The 18,669-nt window shown below is 70.1% G+C and carries 18 protein-coding genes and 2 pseudogenes; 6 read left to right on the top strand and 14 right to left on the bottom strand.

Annotated elements, in window-relative coordinates:
• The 3 genes from AC3XYG_RS08755 to AC3XYG_RS08745 all read left to right on the top strand — a co-directional run.
• A partial coding sequence (locus AC3XYG_RS08755) for a class II aldolase/adducin family protein (protein ID WP_489139433.1) occupies positions 1-549 on the top strand: 549 nt, incomplete at its 5' end.
• Positions 550-712: 163 nt separating this feature from the next.
• Positions 713-1,816: an LLM class flavin-dependent oxidoreductase gene (locus AC3XYG_RS08750; RefSeq protein ID WP_489139432.1), complete on the top strand. Its 1,104-nt coding sequence runs from the start codon at positions 713-715 to the stop codon at positions 1,814-1,816.
• Entirely contained in the window at positions 1,813-2,784 is a 972-nt protein-coding gene (locus tag AC3XYG_RS08745; RefSeq protein ID WP_489139431.1) for an ABC transporter substrate-binding protein, read from the top strand. The genes AC3XYG_RS08750 and AC3XYG_RS08745 overlap by 4 nt, the downstream gene beginning before the upstream one ends.
• 66 nt (positions 2,785-2,850) lie before the next feature.
• Here AC3XYG_RS08745 and AC3XYG_RS08740 read toward each other — a convergent pair whose 3' ends face one another.
• The 13 genes from AC3XYG_RS08740 to AC3XYG_RS08680 all read right to left on the bottom strand — a co-directional run bounded on the left by AC3XYG_RS08740 (position 2,851) and on the right by AC3XYG_RS08680 (position 15,613).
• On the bottom strand, positions 2,851-3,918 hold the full coding sequence (locus AC3XYG_RS08740) for a CobW family GTP-binding protein (protein ID WP_489139430.1): 1,068 nt from the start codon (positions 3,916-3,918) through the stop codon (positions 2,851-2,853).
• 50 nt (positions 3,919-3,968) lie between these two features.
• Positions 3,969-4,292 carry a hypothetical protein gene (locus AC3XYG_RS08735; RefSeq protein ID WP_489139429.1) on the bottom strand — a complete coding sequence of 108 codons (324 nt, stop codon included), beginning with the start codon at positions 4,290-4,292 and terminating at the stop codon, positions 3,969-3,971.
• 16 nt (positions 4,293-4,308) lie between these two features.
• Positions 4,309-5,190, bottom strand: a complete 882-nt coding sequence (locus AC3XYG_RS08730) for a polysaccharide deacetylase family protein (RefSeq protein ID WP_489139428.1) — start codon at positions 5,188-5,190, stop codon at positions 4,309-4,311.
• A 45-nt stretch (positions 5,191-5,235) separates the two neighbouring features.
• Positions 5,236-6,609, bottom strand: coding sequence for an amidase (locus tag AC3XYG_RS08725; RefSeq protein WP_489139427.1), 1,374 nt, complete (start codon positions 6,607-6,609; stop codon positions 5,236-5,238).
• Positions 6,610-6,904: 295 nt separating this feature from the next.
• Positions 6,905-8,194: a M20 family metallopeptidase gene (locus AC3XYG_RS08720; RefSeq protein WP_489139426.1), complete on the bottom strand. Its 1,290-nt coding sequence runs from the start codon at positions 8,192-8,194 to the stop codon at positions 6,905-6,907.
• Positions 8,191-8,685 carry a GNAT family N-acetyltransferase gene (locus tag AC3XYG_RS08715; RefSeq protein ID WP_489139425.1) on the bottom strand — a complete coding sequence of 165 codons (495 nt, stop codon included), beginning with the start codon at positions 8,683-8,685 and terminating at the stop codon, positions 8,191-8,193. Before AC3XYG_RS08715 ends, AC3XYG_RS08720 begins: the two co-directional genes overlap by 4 nt.
• Positions 8,686-8,696: 11 nt before the next feature.
• Complete coding sequence (kce, locus tag AC3XYG_RS08710) at positions 8,697-9,629, bottom strand: 3,5-dioxohexanoate:acetyl-CoA acetone transferase (RefSeq protein ID WP_489139424.1); 933 nt, start codon at positions 9,627-9,629, stop codon at positions 8,697-8,699.
• A gap of 10 nt (positions 9,630-9,639) precedes the next feature.
• Entirely contained in the window at positions 9,640-11,013 is a 1,374-nt protein-coding gene (locus tag AC3XYG_RS08705; protein WP_489139423.1) for an aminotransferase family protein, read from the bottom strand.
• Positions 11,014-11,073: 60 nt separating this feature from the next.
• Complete coding sequence (locus tag AC3XYG_RS08700) at positions 11,074-12,702, bottom strand: N,N-dimethylformamidase beta subunit family domain-containing protein (protein WP_489139422.1); 1,629 nt, start codon at positions 12,700-12,702, stop codon at positions 11,074-11,076.
• A gap of 5 nt (positions 12,703-12,707) precedes the next feature.
• The gene (locus AC3XYG_RS08695; protein WP_489139421.1) at positions 12,708-13,481 is read right to left on the bottom strand and encodes an amino acid ABC transporter ATP-binding protein; all 774 of its coding nucleotides are present in this window, start codon (positions 13,479-13,481) and stop codon (positions 12,708-12,710) included.
• Positions 13,478-14,137, bottom strand: coding sequence for an amino acid ABC transporter permease (locus AC3XYG_RS08690; protein ID WP_489139420.1), 660 nt, complete (start codon positions 14,135-14,137; stop codon positions 13,478-13,480). Before AC3XYG_RS08690 ends, AC3XYG_RS08695 begins: the two co-directional genes overlap by 4 nt.
• A 15-nt stretch (positions 14,138-14,152) precedes the next feature.
• Positions 14,153-14,800 (bottom strand): amino acid ABC transporter permease, encoded by a 648-nt coding sequence (locus AC3XYG_RS08685; RefSeq protein ID WP_489139419.1) that lies wholly within the window; start codon positions 14,798-14,800, stop codon positions 14,153-14,155.
• Positions 14,801-14,830: 30 nt separating this feature from the next.
• Positions 14,831-15,613: an ABC transporter substrate-binding protein gene (locus AC3XYG_RS08680; protein WP_489139418.1), complete on the bottom strand. Its 783-nt coding sequence runs from the start codon at positions 15,611-15,613 to the stop codon at positions 14,831-14,833.
• 137 nt (positions 15,614-15,750) lie between these two features.
• Here AC3XYG_RS08680 and AC3XYG_RS08675 point away from each other — a divergent pair, with 137 nt between their 5' ends.
• From AC3XYG_RS08675 to AC3XYG_RS08665, 3 genes and pseudogenes are all read left to right on the top strand, one after another.
• Positions 15,751-16,710 (top strand): LysR family transcriptional regulator, encoded by a 960-nt coding sequence (locus tag AC3XYG_RS08675; protein ID WP_489139417.1) that lies wholly within the window; start codon positions 15,751-15,753, stop codon positions 16,708-16,710.
• A gap of 81 nt (positions 16,711-16,791) precedes the next feature.
• A complete protein-coding gene (locus tag AC3XYG_RS08670; RefSeq protein WP_489139416.1) occupies positions 16,792-17,829 on the top strand; it encodes a DmpA family aminopeptidase in 1,038 nt (345 codons plus the stop codon).
• Positions 17,826-18,437: pseudogene (locus AC3XYG_RS08665) on the top strand (M55 family metallopeptidase); the annotation flags it as partial. The gene AC3XYG_RS08670 and the pseudogene AC3XYG_RS08665, both read left to right, overlap by 4 nt.
• 117 nt (positions 18,438-18,554) lie before the next feature.
• Here AC3XYG_RS08665 and AC3XYG_RS08660 read toward each other — a convergent pair.
• Positions 18,555-18,620, bottom strand: a pseudogene (locus AC3XYG_RS08660) (hypothetical protein); the annotation flags it as partial.
• Positions 18,621-18,669: the final 49 nt, after the last annotated feature.

The following is an 18,669-nucleotide window of genomic DNA, read 5'->3' as shown; positions in this document are numbered from 1 at the left end:
TCCGACCTGCAGCTGGTCAACGAGCATGGCGAGATCGTCGAGGGCGACCAGCCGATCAACGAGGCCGCCTTCGTCATCCACGCCGCCATCCACAAGGCGCGGCCGGACGTGATCGCCGCCGCCCACACCCATTCGACCTATGGCAAGGCGTGGTCGACCCTGGGCCGGCCGCTCGACCCGATCACCCAGGATTCCTGCAGCTTCTATGGCGACCAGGGGCTGTACGGCGAATTCCACGGCGTGGTGCTGGAGGCGGAGGAGGGCGACCGCATCGTCAAGGCGCTGGGGACCAAGAAGGCGCTGATCTTGCAGAGCCACGGCTTCCTCACCGCCGGCCCGTCGGTCGAGGCGGCGGCCTGGTGGTACCTGGCGATGGACAACGCCGCCCAGACCCAGCTGCTGGCCGAGGCCGCGGGCAAGCCGATCGTGCTGGACCACGAGACGGCGAAGTTCACCTACGACCGGGTCGGCGGCCCGACCGGCGGCGCCCTCAGCTTCAAGCCGCTGTGGGACTGGATCGTGGCCGCCGAGCCCGACTTGTTGGACTAAGAACCGAGTTGGACGACCGTTCTTCCTTGTTTGTCATTGCCGGGCTTGACCCGGCAATCCAGAGGATGTCGACAGCCTCTGGATGCCCGGATCAAGTCCGGGCATGACAGAAAATAAGGAAAATCGGCCTTCATTCTATCAAAGCCAACGAAAGGCCTCCCCCATGACCATCGAGATCATCGGCATGATCTGGGCCCGGCCGACCTCGGACCTGGAGACGATCCCGGGCCCGGCGGTGCAGCCGGAGTTCATCTCCCGGATCACCCGGCTGCATGAGGCGGCGGGCTTCGACCGTGTCCTGGCCGGCTACTGGACCAACGCGGCCGACAGCTTCCTGGTGGCGGCCCATGCCGGCGCCGCGGCGCCGCAGATCAAGCTGCTGCTGGCCCACCGCCCCGGCTTCGTGGCGCCCACCCTGGCGGCGCGCAAGCTGGCGACGCTGGACCAGCTGCTCGGCGGCCGGCTGGCGCTGCATGTCATCTCCGGCGGCGATGATGAGGACAAGCGCCGCGACGGCGACTACGCCGACCACGACGCGCGCTACCACCGCACCGACGAGTATGTCGGGATCCTGCGCAAGGTGTGGACCAGCCAAGGGGGGCCGGTCAGCCATTACGGCGAACACTACCGTTTCGACAATGCGGTGTCGGATGTGGCGCCGGCGCAGTCGCCGCATCTGCCGATCTTCTTCGGTGGTGCCTCGGATGTCGCGATCGAGGTCGCCGGCCGGCATGCCGATGTCTATGCCTTCTTCGGCGAGCCGCTGGCCGATGCGCAGGCGCTGATCGACCGGGTGCGCGCCTCGGCGGCGCGGCATAACAGGGAGATCGGCTTCAGCTGGTCGAACCGCCCGATCCTCGGCCGCACCGAGAAGGAGGCGTGGGAGAAGGCGCACCATCTGCTGGAGCGGGCAACCGCGTACAAGCAGAGTGCGGCGGAGAAGACGCTGATCGCCTCGTCCCAGGCCGTCAACGCCCAGCGGCTGGTCGCCCTGGCCCGGCGCGGCGAGGTGCTGGACGAGCGGCTGTGGACGCCGATGGCACAGGTGCTGGGCGGCCGCGGCAACTCGACCGCGCTGGTCGGCACGCCGGAACAGGTGGCGCGGGCGATGCTGCGCTATCGCGACATCGGCGTGTCCCGCTACATCCTGCGCGGCTGGGACCCGCTGCCCGACATCGCCGAATACGGGCGCGAGCTGATCCCGCCGGTGAAGGATCTGGCGGCGAATGAGGGCCGGACCGTGGTTCCCCTGGCGCGGCGGGCATGATGGGCGGACCCGGTTTCAGCCGCCGCGACCTGTCGCGCCTCGCCCTCGGCCTGCCGCTGGCGCTGCTGGCCCGCCCCGGCCGGGCGCAATCGGACGTAGGGTCGGCGCAGGCCGCGCTGCGGATCGGCGACCAGCATTCCGGCAACCGCTCGGTGCTGGAGGCATCGGGCCAGACCCGGGGCGTGCCCTATGCCATCGACTGGAGCCAGTTCCCGGCGGCGCAGCCGATGCTGGAGGCGCTGAACGCCGGCGCGCTCGATGTCGGCATGATGGGCGACCTGTCCTTCTTCACCGTGTTCGCGGCCGGGGCGCCGCTGCGCGCCATCGGCGCCTATCGCACCGACCCGCGGACCCAGGCGATCCTGGTGCCGGCGGGGTCGACGATCCAGTCGGTGCAGGACTTGAAGGGCCGGCGGATCGCCGGCACCCGCGCCGGCTGGGGCCAGTTCCTGATCCTGGCGACGCTGAAGCAGGCCGGCATCGACCCGTCGGAGGTCGAGATCGTGCTGCTGTCGCCGCCGGAGGCACGGTCGGCGCTGGCGGCCGGCGCGGTCGACGCCTGGGCGGTGTGGGACCCCTATGTCTCGCAGGAGATCCTGGAGCGCGGCGCCCGCATCCTGTCCGACGGCCGCGGCCTGAGCCCGACCATCACCTTCGTCGCCGCCCATGTCGACGCCATCGCCGCCAAGCACGCCCAGTTGCAGGACCTGCTCGGGCGGCTCGCCACCGGCCAGCGCTGGGTGCGCGACCATGTCGACGACTATGCCCGGATCTACACCGACCTCTCGAAGATCCCGGAGCCGGTGCTGCGGCGGTCGATCGCGGCCGGGCAGTCCAGCTTCATCCCGCTCGACGACGCGGTGATCGCCGAGCTGCAGCGGGCGGCGGACCTGACGGTGGAATTCGGCATCCTGCGCGACCGGGTCGACGTCGCCAGCACCATCGACCGCAGCTTCGCTTCGGTCTGATCTCCGTCCGGGGGGACGGGGGAGGGGAGGAAGGCCCGGCCGGGTGCGGGCCCGGCCGGGCCTTTCTTATGGGGCGACGGTCCGGATCTCGGGCGGCGCGGCGGTTGCGAACGGTGGCGCGGCGGGCGGTGCTTCGGCGAAGGCGGCCTGGAAGGCGGTGAAGGATCGTTCGATCTCGGCCCCTGCGATACCGCGGGTGATGAACACCAGCCGCGAGCGCCGGTCCGCATCCGGCCAAGCGTCGAGATGGGTCGGCGCGTGCACGATGTGCTGCACCCCCTGGACCACCACGGGGGTGTCGACCCCGGTGACGTTCAGCAGCCCCTTCACCCGCAGCACGTCGTCGCCGCGGCTGTGCAGCAGCAGGGTCAGCCACAGGCCGAACACGGTCCAGTCGACCCGATCCTCGACCTCCAGCACGAAGGCCGTGATGGTCCGGTCGTGGCGGTTGACGTCGTGCTCATGGCGGTGCCAGGCGGCGCTGCCGGTCCAGCGCGCCAGGTCGAACCAGCGGCGGATCTCGGCCGGCTTGGTCGCCGGGTCGAAGGCATCGCTGCCGATCAGGATCTCCGCTGCCGGCGGCGCGTTGGCCGACCGCCACAGCGGCGCCGCCGGGTTCAGGGCGGTCAGCCGCGCCTCCAGCACCGCCACCGCCTCCGGCGCCGCCAGGTCGGTCTTGGTCAGCAGGATGCGGTCGGCCACCGCCGCCTGCTTCGCCGCCTCCGGCTGCCGGTCCAGCTGCACGGCACCGTTCACGGCATCGACCGTGGTCACCACGTTGCCCAGCCGGAAATGATGCCGGATCACCGGTTCGCTCATGACCGTCGCCAGCACCGGGATCGGGTCGGCCAGGCCGGTGGTCTCGACGATCAGCCGGCCGAAGGCAGGGATGGTCCCGGCCTCGCGCCGGTCGTACAGGCTGCGGATGGCGCGGCCCAGGTCGCCGCGGATGGTGCAGCAGATGCAGCCGCTCTGCATCAGCACGACGTCCTCGTCCACCCTCTGCAGCAGGTGATGGTCCAGCCCGACCTCGCCGAATTCGTTGATCAGCACGGCACAGCCGGCGAAGGCCGGGTCATCCAGGATATGGCGCAGCAGCGTGGTCTTGCCGCTGCCCAGGAAGCCGGTCAGCACGTTGACAGGAATCGGGGGGACAGGAATCGGGGGGACCGGGATCGGCTCGCTCATCGCCCGCCCGCCGGCGCGATGCGATCCAGCAGGGCGGGGTCCAGCGGGTCGATCCGATGGCCCAGCATGCGGGAAGCCGCCTCCCACACCGCCGGCAGCGCGTCGACGATTTCATGCTTGCCGGTGGCGCTGCTCAGCACGAAGGCGCTGCCCTGCCAGTCGTCCAGCCGCAGCCGGTACAGGGCCAGGATGCGGTTGGCCGCGGCGGCGCGGCGCAGGCGCTCGGCCCGCCGGGTCCGGGTGGCGCCGAACACCTCCGGCCGGCCCGACTCCGCCGTCCAATGCTCCTCGCCGCCCAGCACGCCGCAGACGCCGCACATGGCGATCGCCTCCCTGCTATTTCTGCCGCGGGTTCCGCCGCGCAAAATCGTCGGCCATCTCGTCCATGGTGACGAAGCGCACGCCGGGGTGCTTGCTCATATGGGCGAACAGCCGCTCCAGCATCAGCAGCACCTGGGGCCGGCCGGCGACGTCCGGGTGGATCGTGATCGGGAACACGGCATAGTCGTATTCGCGATAGACCCAGTCGAACTGGTCGCGCCACATCTCCTCGATCTGCCGCGGGTTGACGAAGCCGTGGCTGTTCGGCGCCTTCTTGATGAACATCATCGGCGGCAGGTCGTCGAGATACCAGCTGGCCGGGATCTCGATCAGGTCGGTCTCGACGCCGCGCTGCAGCGGCACCATCCAGTCGGCCGGCCTCTTCTCATAGTCGATCTTGGTCCAGCGGTCGCCGACCCGGACGTAATAGGGCTCGAAATCCTTGTGCATCAGCGAGTGGTCGTACTTGATGCCCTTCTTCAGCAGCAGCTCGTTGCTGACCGGGCTGAACTCCCACCACGGCGCGACATAGCCGGTCGGCCGGCGGCCGGACAGCTGCGTCACCAGCTCGATGCACTTGTCGAGCACCTCCTCCTCCTGCGCGGGGGTCATGGCGATCGGGTTCTCATGGCTGTAGCCATGGATGCCGATCTCATGCCCGGCGGCGGCCACCGCCCCCATCTGATCGGGGAAGGTCTCGATCGAATGGCCGGGGATGAACCAGGTGGTCTTGATGCCGAAGCGCTCGAACAGAGTCAGCAGGCGCGGGCTGCCGACCTCGCCGGCGAACAGGCCGCGCGAGATGTCGTCGGGCGAATCCTCGCCGCCATAGGAGCCGAGCCAGCCGGCCACCGCGTCGACATCGACGCCGAAGCCGCACAGGATGTCCTTTGCCATCGGGCTCTCCTTGCCGGGCCGGCCGCCGCCGGCGGTTGAAGACGGTCAGACGCGCTGGTCGATGCCCGCGGCCTCGGCCGCCAGCCCCGCGGCCAGCAGCCGGGATTCGGCCCCGGCCGGCGCCGACAGCAGCAGGCTGGTCGGCAGGCCGCGCCCGTCCAGGCCGCTCGGCAGCGCCAGGCCGCACAAATCCAGGACATTGCCGAGGATGGTGTTGCGCAGCGTCCGCCGGTTGGTGCGGTGGAACAGGTCGACATCGGCCTCCAGCGCCGCGATCTCCGGCGCCGCATGGGCCACGGTCGGCATCGCCAGCAGGGCGCCGTCCAGTGCGGCCACCATCGCCGGCCGCAGCCGCTGCCGCATCGACTGGATCGCCAGCAGATCCTGCGCCGACATGCGCTTGCCGTTGGTGATGCGCGAGACGACGCGGATATCGACCCGCGCCGCATCCGGCCCTTCGATCAGCTCGCGGTGCAGGGCATAGGCCTCGGCCGCGGTCAGCGATCCATGCGCGGCGCCGACCGACTGCACCTCGTCCAGGATGGCGATCCGCCGACGCTCGATCCGCGCGCCGCCGGCGGCCAGGGTGGCCAAAGCGCGCTCGAAATTGGCGACGACGCCGTCCTCGGCCTCGTCGAACACGACATTCTCCGGCACCAGGATGCGCAGGGCGGACAGGTCGATGCGCCGAATGTCGGTGGCGACCGCGCCGCGGAGGGCGGCGTCGAGCAGGATGCAGTCCTCGACCGTCCGGGCCAGCGGCCCGACCGAATCCAGGGTCTGGGACAGCGGGAACACGCCCGTCTTGTCGATCCGGCCTTCCGAGGTCTTCAGCCCGACCAGGCCGTTGAAGGCGGCGGGGATGCGGACGGAGCCGCCGGTGTCTGTGCCGATGGCACAGGGCGCCAGGCCACGGGCCACGGCGACAGCGGAGCCGGAGGACGACCCGCCCGGCGCCCGCGGCGTCGCCGCGTCGAACGGATTGACCGGTGTGCCGTAATGCGGGTTCAGCCCCAGGCCGGAATAGGCGAATTCGCTGAGATTAACCTTGCCCAGGCTGACCATGCCGGCCTGGGCCAGGCTGTGCGCGATCGGCGCGTCGGCCTTGGCCGGCGGCGCGTGGCGCAGCACCTCGGCCCCGGCGGTGGTGGTGGTGCCGGCCAAATCGACCAGGTCCTTCCAGGCGATCGGCACGCCGTCCAGCGGGCCCAGCGGCCGGCCGGCGCGATAGCGCTGCGCGCTCGCCGCCGCCTCGGCCCGGGCGCGATCCGCGGTCAGGGTCAGGAAGATCGCCTGGTCGGGGCAGCTGCGGATGCGGTCGAGGAAGAAGTCGGTCGCGGCGACAGGGTCGACCTCGCCGGCGAGATAGAGCCGGCCGATGGCGGCGGCGGAGAGCTCGGAAAGGCGTTCGACGGTCACGGCGATGCTGATCCCGCGGCCCCGGTCCCCATCGCCCCGGCGGGCCGCCGGCCGGGTGCGATCCCGCACTCGACCAGCCGCCAGCCGGTTTGTCGATATGGCTTTTGCTCAGGTCTGATGTTTTTGGCGGCGACTTCGCCGGTGACGCCGATCAGAGACCGTTCGAGACTGTGCCTGGCGTGAGTCGAATGGTGGTGGTTTCGAGAACCGGCGCGCAGCGGACGTTTGGTCCGTGAGCACCGGAAGCGCAGAAACCGCCATCAGGCGGCCGCGACAGGTGCAGGATCGAGCGGTCTCAGGGCCGCTCCTCCAGCCCGCACCATTCGGCGACGAACAGGGCCAGCACTTCGGCCACCTGCATCATGCTGTCGATCGATACCCATTCGTCGATGCCGTGATAGCCGCCGCCGATGGCGCCGTAGCAGGTCGCCGGCACCTTGCCGTACAGCTCGAAGAACCGGGCATCGGTGGTGGCGGTCGACGCCATGGTCTCGATCGGCGCACCGGCGATGCGCTGATGCGCCGCCGACAGCGTGGTCATCAAGGGCGTGTCCGTCGCCATGACGCAGCCTTCGGCCTGGAAGCCGCGGTATTCGATCGCCACCCGCGCGCCCTTCAATTCGCGCCGGGTGCGCACCGCCTCGTCGATCCGGCCTTCCAGCGCCGCCTTCACCGCCGACAGGGTCATGCCGGGATAGAAGCCGACCCGGATGTCGACCGCGGCGGTGCAGGGCACGCTCGAGGTCCAGTCGCCGCCCTCGATCCTGCCGAGGTTGAAGTTCACGGGGTGGGCATGGTCGCGGTACAGCGCGTGGCGATGCGCCGGCTCGTTCCACTCCGCCTCCAGCCCGCGCAGGGCGTCGAACAGCGAATAGGCCGCCTCGATCGCGTTGATGCCGGCGGAGGTGTCCAGCACATGCGCCGGCTTGCCGGTGATCCGCACGGTCAGCCACATCACGCCGAGCTGGCCGATCATCAGGCTCTGGTTGAACGGCTCCGGGATCACCGCGGCATCGGCCTTGTAGCCGCGGGCCAGGCAGGACAGGGCGCCGTTGCCGGTGCACTCCTCCTCGATCACCGATTGCAGGAACACCGACGCCGCCGGCTGCAGCCCCAGCGCCCGCAGCGCGTGGATGGCCGTGCAATAGGCGGCGATGCCGGATTTCATGTCGCCGGCGCCGCGGCCATAGACCCGGCCGTCGCGGATCGTCGGCTGGAACGGCGGGGTGGTCCACAGGCTCTCCGGCCCGGTCGGCACCACGTCGATATGGCCGTTCAGGATCAGCGACCGGCCCCTGGGCTCGCGCGGCGTGTGGATGCCGACGACATTCTCACGCCCGGCATAGGAGTCGAGCACGGTCGGCGAGAAGCCGGGCAGGGTGCGGATCTCCTCCAGGTCCGGCTCGAACCGGTCGATCGCCAGGTCCAGCGACCGGAACTCTTTCTCGATCCGGTCCTGGGCACCCTTCTCCTGCCCCAGCAGGCTGCCCTCGGCGACGATGTCGCTGAGAAAGGCGATGGTGTCCTCGCGCCGGTCGGCCACCGCGGCGCGGATCTGGCCCAGCAGCGCGTCATCGATCGTCATTCGTCCGTCTCCTCGATCCCGTCCGCCAGGGTGTCGAACGCCCGGCCGTCGGCCAGGAAGATCCGCTCCGTATCCTGCCACCGCAACCCCGAAGCGGCGTAGAAGCGCTGGGCGCCGTCATTGCCTGATTCGACCGACAGGCGCAGGTGGGTCGCGCCCTGCGCCCGCCCATCCGCCGCTGCCGCGGCTAGCAGGCGGCGGCCCAGCCCGGTGCCGCGCTCCGACGGCGCGACGTAGAGATCCTGGACATAGATGCCGGGCTCACCACGGAAGGTCGAGAAGGCGGGGAACCACAGGCAGACCCCGACCGGCCCGCCCGCGCGCTCGGCCACCAGCCCGCGAAAGGCCGGGGCGGCACCGAAGCCATGCCGGCGCAGATCATCCGGCGTGCTGTGCAACTTGTCCTCGAAGCCCAGCCCATGAGCCAGGGCGCGCAGCATGGCGTGGATCGCCTCGGCATCCGACGCTGTCGCAGGGCGGATGATGGCCATATCAGTCATCGTCAGAACGCCACCCGGTCGCCGCCCTTCAGCGCCAGCATGTGCCGGGCCTCGGCCGGCGTCGCCACCTCCAGCGACAGCGCCTCCAGGATGGTGCGGATGCGGCGGACCTGGTCGGCGTTCGACTTCGCCAACTCGCCGCGGCCGAGATACAGGCTGTCCTCCAGCCCGACCCGGACATTGCCGCCCAGGATCGCCGACATCGTCACCAGCGGCATCTGGTGCCGGCCGGCGCCGAGCACGGAGAAGTGGTAATCGGCGCCGAACAGCCGGTCCGCCGTGGTCTTCATGTGGATCAGGTTTTCCGGATCCGGCCCGATGCCGCCGAGAACGCCGAGCACGAACTGGACAAACAGCGGCCCTTCGACCAGCCCGCGGTCGCGGAAATGGGCCAGGGTGTAGAGGTGCCCGACATCGTAGCACTCGAACTCGAACCGGGTGCCGTGGTCGCGGCCCAGGCGCTGCAGGATGAATTCGATGTCCTTGAAGGTGTTGCGGAAGATCGCATCGCGCGACGCCTCCAGCAGCTTCGGCTCCCAGTCATGCTTGAAGCTCGGGATGCGGTCGAGCGCGGGATAGGTGCCGAAGTTCATCGACCCCATGTTCAGCGAGCACATCTCGGGTTCGGCCCGGAAGGCGGCGGCCAGCCGGTCCTCCAGGGTCATCACGGCGCTGCCGCCGGTGGTGATGTTGATCACCGCGTCGGTCGCCTGGCGGATCCGCGGCAGGAACTGCAGGAACAGCTCCGGGTCGGGCGACGGCCGCCCGTCCTTGGGGTCGCGGGCGTGCAGATGCAGGATCGACGCCCCGGCCTCCGCCGCCGCGATCGCCTCGGCCGCGATCTCGTCCGGGGTGCAGGGCAGGTACGGGCTCATCGACGGGGTGTGGATCGACCCGGTGACGGCGCAGGTGATGATGACCTTCCGCTGGCTCATCGTGTCGTCCTCACGCCGCGACGGGCAGGTTCAGCTCGGCCGCCAGGGCGTCGAGCGTGTCGGTCAGGATCGCCATGATCTCGTCGATCTGTGCCGGGGTGACGATCATCGGCGGGCAGACCAGGAAATGGTCGCCTTCGGTGCCGCCGCGGGTGCGGCGGGAATAGATGATGAGGCCGCGCGCATAGGCCAGCTCGACCACCCGGTCATAGGCGTTCAGATGCTTCGGCAGCACCTGCATGGTGTCGCGGTCGGCCACCAGCTCCGCCGCCAGCAGCAGGCCCTTGCCGCGGACATCGCCGATGAAGGGATAGCGGTCCATCAGCCCGGTCAGCCGGGCCTTCAGCAGGTTGCCCATCCGCGCCGCATTGCCGACCAGATCCAGCCGCTCGATTTCGCCCAGCACGGCCAGGCCGGCGGCGCAGGCCAGCGGGTTGCCGGCATAGGTATAGCCGTGCAGGAAGCCGCCGGCCGACAGCACCGGCTGCACCATCCGGTCCGGCGCCACCATGGCGCCGAGGGGCACGTAGCCGGAGCCGAAGCCCTTGGACAGGGCGATCAGGTCGGGCTTGGCCGGCCAATGGTCGGCGGCCAGGAACTTGCCGGTGCGGCCGGCACCGCTCATCACCTCGTCATAGATCAGGATCACGCCGTGCCGGTCGCAGATCTCGCGCACCCGGCCGTAATAACTGTCCGGCGCCACCAGCGCCCCGGTCGAGGCGCCGCCCACCGGCTCCATGATGAAGGCCAGCACGCTGTCCGGCCCCTGGCGCTGGATCTCGGCCTCCAGCATGTCGGCGTAGCGCAGGCCGCGCTGCTCCATGGTCAGGTCATCGCGGTCGAGATAGGCGGTCGGCGCCGGAATCTTCGGCATCTCCTGCATCATCGGCGCGAACGGCGCCGACAGGGCGGTGTAGCCGGTGACGGCCAGCGCCCCCAGCGTGCTGCCGTGATAGGCGGGGAAGCGCGAGATCACCTTGGTGCGCGTGGCCTGGCCGATGGCGACGGCGTATTGCCGGGCCATCTTCAGGCAGGATTCCACCGCCTCCGACCCGCCCGACACGAAGAACACCTTGTCCATGCCCGGCCAGGTGTATTCGACCGTCTTCGCCGCCAGCGCCTCCGACGCCTCGTTCTCGAAATGCAGGCGGTAGGCGAAGGTCGCCTTTTCCATCTGCCGGCGCATCGCCTCCAGCACCACCGGGTTGCCATGGCCGATGTTCACGACCATGGCGCCGCTGGACCCGTCGATGAAGCGGCGGTCGTCCTGCGCCCAGATGTAGATGCCCTCGGCCCGGTCGACCAGCGGCCGGCGCTGGCGGGTCTGGTAGAACAGGTGGGACGGGGCGCCGTTCGACCCCAGCCCCCGGTGCTCGCTGGTCATGGTGGATTCTCCTCGGTCCCCGCGCGGCCGATAAGGCGGCCAGGGGTGTCAGCGTGGGTGTCAGCGTTGCAGGTAGCGGTCGAGCACATTGGCGGTGACGCGGGCGACCATCGGGTCCTGCCGCAGCAGGCCTGCCACCCATTCGCAGCTGCCGGCGTGGAACACCTCGCCCGCGCCGCGCCGGAAATTGACGATCATGCCGCAGCCGCGCTTGACCCGGTCGATCGCCGCGGCGTCGGTGGCGCCGACCAGCGTCTCCGCCGCGAAGCGGGCATCGGCGTCGCCGAGATAGCGGTCCCCGGCCGGGACGTCGGCGTTTTCCTCGATCAGTGAGGACAGGCCCAGCGCCAGGATCTGCATCCCCTCGGGCGCGCCGCCCTCGCCGGTCGCCTCGGGCAGGCCGTTGCGGATGACGTAATCGACGCCGTCGACCTCGTAGCCGAAGATCTGGGCGTCGGCGCCCAGCACGTCGCCGTAATACAGGCCGGTGCCGGCGAAGGCCCAGTGCTCCGGCCGGTAGATTGGGAAGCCGCGGGCGCCGCGCGGGGCGCAGCCGCCCCAGCCGGCATACAGGCCGCGGGTGGCGTTCAGGCCGAAGGTCTGCGCGCCGGGGCGCCCGACCTCCGGCGCCTCCCACGACGTGCTGGTGCGGGCCTGGCCGGCGGTGCCGTACAGCGGGTCCTCGGCCCGGGCGCGGTATTTGTAGCAGACCTGCCGGCGGCCATTCTCCTCCAGCCGGGTCTGCCACATGAAGTTGCCGGCGAAGCGGGCGGCGCGGCCGCCGCGGTCGACATAACCGTCGATCGCGTCGCGCATCTCCCAGGTCCAGTATTCGTCATGGCCGACGCAGACGACGCAGTCGTAGCCGTCCAGGATCGCCGGGTCGAAATGCAGCTCATGCTGGCTGGCCAGGTCGACGGCATAGCCGGCGGCCTCGGCCCAGCGGAAGAAATGGCTGTCGTAGCTGGCCCAGCCGGAGGAGGCGTATTTCTTGCTGTGGCCGGTGGCGAAGGCCCATTCCATATGCGGATAGCGCGGCGACGTCGCCAGCGGCAGGGTGATCCGCAGCGGCACCCGCGGCGCTTCCGGCGACAGCACCGTGAAGCCGCGGGCCCAGGGCCGGTCCAGGCTGACCGCCGGCGCGTACTGGTCGCGGCCGGGTCCGGTGATGCCCTGGTAGTGGTTCGACCCGCCCCAGGTGTTGTAGGCGGTCCAGCTGCCGGTCGCGGCGATCTGCAGGATCCGCCCCGGCCGGCGCCCGGCCTGGGGCCGCAGGATGAACAGGTGATGGCCGTGGATCGGGCCGCGCGGCCCGTCGGCAAGCAGGGTGATGCGATAGGCCCCGGACGGCCAGTCCGCCGGGATCGGGAAGCTGTGGCTGGCCTGCCAGAAGCAGCCCGTCACCGAGCACTGGTCCGGCGTGTCCTGCCAGCGCGCGGCCAGGCCGTCCTGCACCAGCACCGTCTCGACCCGGGCGCCGTCGCGCGCCACCTCCAGCCGATAGCGCGGCACGGTGCTGCTGACCATCAGCGTGACCGTGTCGCCGGCGGCGTAGGACAGGCGATCGGTGTAGGCCCAGATCTCGCCGGCCGCGCCATCCATGCCGGGCTGTTCGTAGTAATGGCCCAGCACCGCCTCGCGCCGCTGCTCGGGCGTCAGGCCGAAATCGGGGAAGACCTCCGTTGCCATCGCCGTCATGCCCCCAGGTACTTGCGCAGGAAGGCGCGGGTGCGCTCGTGCTTCGGCGCGCGGAACATCTCGGCCGGCGGCCCGTCCTCGACCACCACGCCCTGGTCCATCAGCACGATGCGGTCGGCGACGTCGCCGGCGAAGCGCATCTCATGGGTCACGATGATCATGGTCATGTGCTCCTCCGCCAGCCGCTTCATCACCAGGTTGACCTCGTCCACCAACTCGGGGTCCAGGGCGGATGTCGCCTCGTCGAACAGCATCACCTTGGGCTCCATCGCCAATGCCCGGGCGATGGCGACGCGCTGCTTCTGGCCGCCGGACAGGCGCGAGGGATAGGCGTCGATCTGCGGCAGCAGCCCGACCTTGGCCAGCTGCGCCTCGGCCAGGCTGCGGGCCGCGGCCCGGCCCAGGCCGCGCAGCTTCATCGGCGCCAGGGTGATGTTCTCCAGCACCGTCAGGTGCGGGAACAGGTTGAAGTGCTGGAACACCATGCCCATCCGCTGGCGCACGGCGTTGATGTGGCGTTCGAAGGCGTGGCCGGACAACGGCGCGTTGACCTGGGTGCCGTCCAGCCAGACCTCGCCCTCATCCAGCGTTTCCAGGTGGTTGATCGACCGCAGCAGCGTGCTCTTGCCCGACCCGCTCGGGCCGATGACGGCGACGATCTGGCCAGTCTCGACCGACAAATCGATGCCCTTCAGCACCTCCACCGCGCCGTAGCGCTTGTGCGCGTTGGTGACCCGGATCATCGGGCGGCTGGTTCCGGTGTCCGTCATCGCGTGGCCTCGACCTTGCGTTCGACCAGGCGCAGACCCCATTCCAGGATGGTGTTGAGCCCGTAATAAATGGCGGCGGCCGTGATGTAGAACTCGAACGGCCGGAAGCTGTCGCTGATCGCGTATTGCGCGGCATGGACCAGCTCGGCGACGCCGATCACCGAGACGATGGCGGAGTCCTTCAGCAGCGCGATCATGTTGTTGCCCAAAGGCGGCGCCACCGCGCGCAGCGCCTGGGGCAGGATCACCCAGCGGAAGGTCTGGGCCCGGCTGAAGCCCAGGCTGCGGGCGCCGTCATCCTGGCCGCGATCGACCGCGACGATGCCGGCGCGGATCACGTCGGCGTTGTAGACGGCGAAGTGCAGGCCCAGGCCGATCACGCCGGCGGCGAAGGCCGGGATGTCGATGCCGACCTGCACCAGCCCGAAATAGATCAGGAACAGCTGCAGCAGCAGCGGCGTCCCCATGAACAGCCAGACGACGAAGCGCACGGGGATTTGCACGAACCAGCGGCCGCGCAGCACGGCCACGGCGAAGCCGATGCCGCAGAGGAAGCTGAGGATCCCGGCGGCGACGGTCAGCGCGACCGTCCACAGCGCGCCTTGCCACAGCATTTCGGCATAGTCGGGGACGACGCTGAAATCGAGGCCCTGCATCTCAGATCTCCGCCCTCATTCGATCGCGAATTTGCGGTCGAGCAGGTCGACCAGCCGGACCATGGCGGTGATGATGACGATGTAGAGCACCGCCGCGATCGCGAACATCTCGAACGGCTTGTAGGTCGACCCGATGTAGCGCTGGGCGGTGTAGGTCAGCTCGACCACCGAGATGGCGGAGACCAGGGCCGAGCCCTTGACCAGCCCGACCGCATTGACGCCCAGCGGCCGGATCATCAGCCGCGCCGCCTGCGGCAGCACGACGGAGAGCGTGGCCTGCCGGCGCGACAGGCCGAGGCAGCGCGCGGCCTCCGCCTGGCCGCGCTCCACCGCCAGCATGGCGCCGCGGATCGATTCGGTCATGTAGGCGCCGATGTTCAGCCCCAGCCCAATCACCCCGGCCGCGAACGGGTCGAGGTTGATGCCGATCTGCGGCCCGCCGAAGTACAGGATGAACAGCTGGATCAGGCAGGGCGTGCCGCGGAACAGGCTGACATAGGCGGTGCCGATGGCCCGCAGCGGCCAGGACCGCGACAGCCGCGCCGCCGCCGCCAGCCCGGCCATCGCCAGGCCCAGCAGCAGCGACAGCACCGAGATCTGCACCGTGACCCAGGCCGCCTCCAGGAAGAAGGGGAAGACCCGGACGATCAGGCCGAAATCCATGAGGGCCCTCCCGCTCTCATCGCGCCAGGGTCAGCGGATATCGGTGCCGATCCATTGCAGCGAGATCTTGGCGTAGGTGCCGTCCGCCATCATGTCGTCCAGCGCCTTCTGCATCGCCGCCTGCAGCTCCGGGTTGCCCTTGCGGATGGCGATGCCGATGGCGACCGCGCCGCCCTCGATGTCGGGCGTGCTCAGCTGGCGGATCTTCTCGCCATCCTTCTCGATGGCGACGCGCACCGGGATATTGTCGTTGACGATGGCGTCGACCCGGCCGGCCTTCAGCTCCAGCATCAGCTCGGGCAGGCCCTTGTAGGTGCGGATCGACCAGTCCTCCTGCGCCCGGGCCCATTTCTCGTGGGTCTCGCCCAGGGTGACGCCGATGGTCTTGCCCTTCAGGTCGTCCAGCGACTGCACGGCGGAGCCGTCGAGCACGAAGACGCCGCGGCCGGCGTGGTAGTAGGGGCCGACGAAATCGACCACTTCCTTGCGCTTGTCGGTGATGGTCACGCTGCCGACCACGGTGTCGAACTTGCCGGCCAGCAACCCGGCGATGATGCCGTCGAAGGCGGTGGTGACGATCTCGCTCTGCACGCCGAGGCGCTTGGCGATCTCCGCGCCGATCGCGGCGTCGAAGCCGACCACCTGGTTCTGCTCGTTGACGAAGTTGAACGGCGGGTAGGCGCCCGACATGGCGATGCGGATCTTGCCCGCTTCCTTGATCGTGGCGAGGTCGTCGGCCTGCGCCGCGGCCGGCGCCAGCGCGGCCAGGGCGAGCACGCCCGCAGCCAGAATCCCGGCGAGAAAATTCCTCATGATCTGTGCCCTCTCCTGCCTGAAGCCCCTCGGTTCCGTCTGGCCCAACCGGCCGCGGATCCGTTCGGGCAGGAGTCTTGTCTCGGCCCGGATATTCTGCAAATAGATAGTGGGAATTACGATCATAGATCTGAAGAATGCCGAGACCGTCGGTCGACCGCTGGGTGTGGGAGCTGGACTGGAACCTGCTGCGCACCTTCATGGTGATCGTGGAGGAGGGCGGCATCACCGCCGCCGCCGACCGGCTGGGGCTGAAGCAGCCCAGCGTCAGCAACGCGCTGCGGCGGCTGGAGGATCGGCTGGGCCGCAAGGTGATCGAACGCCGGCCCAACCCGTTCCGGCCGACCCGGCTCGGCCAGCTGCTGTATGAGGAATGCGTCGGCCTCTTCGGCACCGTCTCGCGGCTGCCGACCCTGCTGCGCGACGCGGCGGACGAGATTGCCGGCCATGTCACCATCGCCGTGGCCAGCCATGTCGTGTCGCCGCTGTTCGACGACGTGCTGGCGGATTTCCACCAGCGCCACCCCAAGGTGACCTTCCGCATCGCCGTCTCTTCCAGCCGCGAGGTGGCGACGGCGCTGCTGCAGCGCCGCGCCTCCTTCGGCCTGTGCCTGATGCACCGGCCGCAGCCGCGGCTCGACCAGCAGGTGATGTACCGGGAATTCTTCGGCTTCTTCTGCGGGCCGCGGCACCGGCTGTTCGGGCGGCCGGACCTGACCCTGGCGGACCTGGCCGGCGAGACCTCGGTGTCGTTCCAGACCGACCACCCCTCCGACGTGCTGCGCGGCGTCGCGGTGCTGCGCGCCCAGGCCCAGCTGGACGAGGAGATCGTCGGCATGTCGTCGAGCCTGGAGGAGGTGCGGCGGATGATCGTCGCCGGGCTCGGCATCGGCTCGCTGCCGCTGCATGTCGCCCGCCGCGACGTGGCCGACGGGCTGCTGTGGCGCCTGCCGCCGCATGACGACCCGCCGGCGGTCGACGTGCATCTCGTCACCAACCCCTCGGCGGCGCTGAACCGGGCCGAACGCGGGCTGCTGGCGCTGCTGCGCGAACGCATCGCCGCGACCCCGCTGGTGGACCGCACCTACGCCGCCTGACCGCCCTGCGCCGAAGCGGCTTTACAGCCCGCCGGGCAGGTGGGACAGAAGCGGGACCCGCCGCCGCCGATGGATCCCAGGATGACCCGCCCTGCCCGTGACTTCGGCCTGGTCTGCGGCACATTGCCGACCGGGGAGCTGAACGCCATCACCGATGTGCCTGGGCTGGAGGTCGGCCACCTGACCCTGCACACCGGCGCGGTGCTGACCGGCGTCACCGCCATCCTGCCGCACACCGGCAACCTCTATCGCAGCAAGCCCCGCGCCGCGGTCGAGATCATCAACGGCTTCGGCAAGAGCACCGGCCTGATGCAGGTGGCAGAGCTGGGGACGGTGGAGACGCCGATCCTGCTGACCAACACCTTCGCCGTCGGCACCTGCGCCAACGCGCTGGTCCGCGCCGCGATCGCGGCCAACCCCGACATCGGGCGCGAGACCGCGACGGTCAATCCGGTGGTGCTGGAATGCAATGACGGCTTCCTCTCGGACATCCAGGCGATGGCGGTGACCGAGCTCGATGCCTTCGAAGCGATCGAGGCCGCGACGGACGGACGGGTCGGCCAGGGCTCGGTCGGCGCCGGCACGGGGATGAGCAGCTTCGGCTTCAAGGGCGGCATCGGCACCGCGTCGCGCCGGATCAAGGTGGACCGCCAGCATTTCCATCTCGGCGTGCTGGTGCTGGCCAATTTCGGCCGCGCCGGCGACCTGGTGCTGCCCGATGGCCGCCGGCCGGCGCCGCCGACAGAGCCGGCAGCCGAGAAGGGCTCGGTGATCGTAATCCTCGCCACCGACGTGCCGCTGGAACACCGCCAGCTGCAGCGCGTCACCCGGCGCTGCGGGGCAGGCCTGGCTCGGCTGGGCGCCTTCTGGGGCCATGGCAGCGGCGACATCGCACTGGGCTTCACCACCGCCGACCCGGTGGACCACGACCAGAAGCAGGATCTCACCGGCATCCGGGTGCTGAACGAGGCCCGGATCGACCGGCTGTTCCAGGCTGCGGCCGAGGCGACGCAGGAGGCGGTGCTGAACGCGCTGTGCGCTGCCGGCGCCACCATCGGCCGGGCTGGCCATTCCCGGCCCTCGCTGGCCGACTGGCTGATGCAGGAAGGCGCACGATGAAGATCTACATCTCGTCCGACATCGAAGGCGTGGCCGGCGTGGTCTCGCCGCTGCAGGGCCAGCCCGGCAACGCCGAATACGAACGCGCCCGCCGGCTGATGACCGAGGAGGTCAACGCCGCGATCGACGGCGCGCTGGAGGGCGGGGCGACCGAGATCCTGGTCAACGACGCCCACGGCCCGATGACCAACCTGCTGCCCGACCTGCTGCACCCGGCGGCGGAACTGATCCAGGGCAAGCCCAAGCCGCTCAACATGTTCTGTGGGCTCGATGCCGGCCACGCCGCCGTGTTCTGCCTCGGCTTCCACGCCCGGGCGTCGGAGGAGGGCGTGCTGGCCCACACCACCAACGGCTTCGCCTTCCGCGCGGTGCGGCTGAACGGCAGGCCGCTGGGCGAGGCCGGGATCTACGGCGCCCATGCCGGCAGCCTCGGCGTGCCGGTGGCGCTGGTCTCCGGCGACGACCGCTGCGTGGCAGAGCTGCGCGACCATTTCCCCCAGGCCGAATTCGTCCAGGTCAAGCAGGCGCTGGGCAACCGCGCCGCCCGGTCGCTGCCGGTGCCCGCCGCCCGCGCCGCCCTGCGCGAAGGCGCGGCCCGCGCCGTCCGCCGCGCCGGCACCATCCCGCCCTTCCGCATCGACGGCCCCTACACGCGGGAGCTGGAGATGGGCGGCGGGCACCGGCAGCGACCCGGCGGCGCGGTTGCCCAGCCCCTGCTTGACCTGGACGTATTCGGCCGGGGGGAAATGGTCGCGCAGCTCTGCCACGCAGCGGTCGTCGCCGGAGACCACCGCCACCGGCACGCCGAGGCTGCCGGCATGGGCGCCGTAGATCCCGGCC

The organism is Inquilinus sp., assembly GCF_057815775.1.
This window is presented reverse-complemented; position numbering and strand designations above follow the sequence as displayed.

Coding starts and splice junctions, on each gene's coding strand:
- AC3XYG_RS08720 (WP_489139426.1), bottom strand. CDS start 8,194: ATGACGATCGATGACGCGCTGCTGGGCCAGATCCGCGCCGCGGTGGCC.
- AC3XYG_RS08715 (WP_489139425.1), bottom strand. CDS start 8,685: ATGGCCATCATCCGCCCTGCGACAGCGTCGGATGCCGAGGCGATCCAC.
- AC3XYG_RS08730 (WP_489139428.1), bottom strand. CDS start 5,190: ATGGCAAAGGACATCCTGTGCGGCTTCGGCGTCGATGTCGACGCGGTG.
- AC3XYG_RS08670 (WP_489139416.1), top strand. CDS start 16,792: ATGACCCGCCCTGCCCGTGACTTCGGCCTGGTCTGCGGCACATTGCCG.
- AC3XYG_RS08700 (WP_489139422.1), bottom strand. CDS start 12,702: ATGGCAACGGAGGTCTTCCCCGATTTCGGCCTGACGCCCGAGCAGCGG.
- AC3XYG_RS08745 (WP_489139431.1), top strand. CDS start 1,813: ATGATGGGCGGACCCGGTTTCAGCCGCCGCGACCTGTCGCGCCTCGCC.
- AC3XYG_RS08705 (WP_489139423.1), bottom strand. CDS start 11,013: ATGACCAGCGAGCACCGGGGGCTGGGGTCGAACGGCGCCCCGTCCCAC.
- AC3XYG_RS08695 (WP_489139421.1), bottom strand. CDS start 13,481: ATGACGGACACCGGAACCAGCCGCCCGATGATCCGGGTCACCAACGCG.
- AC3XYG_RS08675 (WP_489139417.1), top strand. CDS start 15,751: ATGCCGAGACCGTCGGTCGACCGCTGGGTGTGGGAGCTGGACTGGAAC.
- AC3XYG_RS08750 (WP_489139432.1), top strand. CDS start 713: ATGACCATCGAGATCATCGGCATGATCTGGGCCCGGCCGACCTCGGAC.
- AC3XYG_RS08685 (WP_489139419.1), bottom strand. CDS start 14,800: ATGGATTTCGGCCTGATCGTCCGGGTCTTCCCCTTCTTCCTGGAGGCG.
- kce (WP_489139424.1), bottom strand. CDS start 9,629: ATGAGCCAGCGGAAGGTCATCATCACCTGCGCCGTCACCGGGTCGATC.
- AC3XYG_RS08690 (WP_489139420.1), bottom strand. CDS start 14,137: ATGCAGGGCCTCGATTTCAGCGTCGTCCCCGACTATGCCGAAATGCTG.
- AC3XYG_RS08680 (WP_489139418.1), bottom strand. CDS start 15,613: ATGAGGAATTTTCTCGCCGGGATTCTGGCTGCGGGCGTGCTCGCCCTG.
- AC3XYG_RS08735 (WP_489139429.1), bottom strand. CDS start 4,292: ATGTGCGGCGTCTGCGGCGTGCTGGGCGGCGAGGAGCATTGGACGGCG.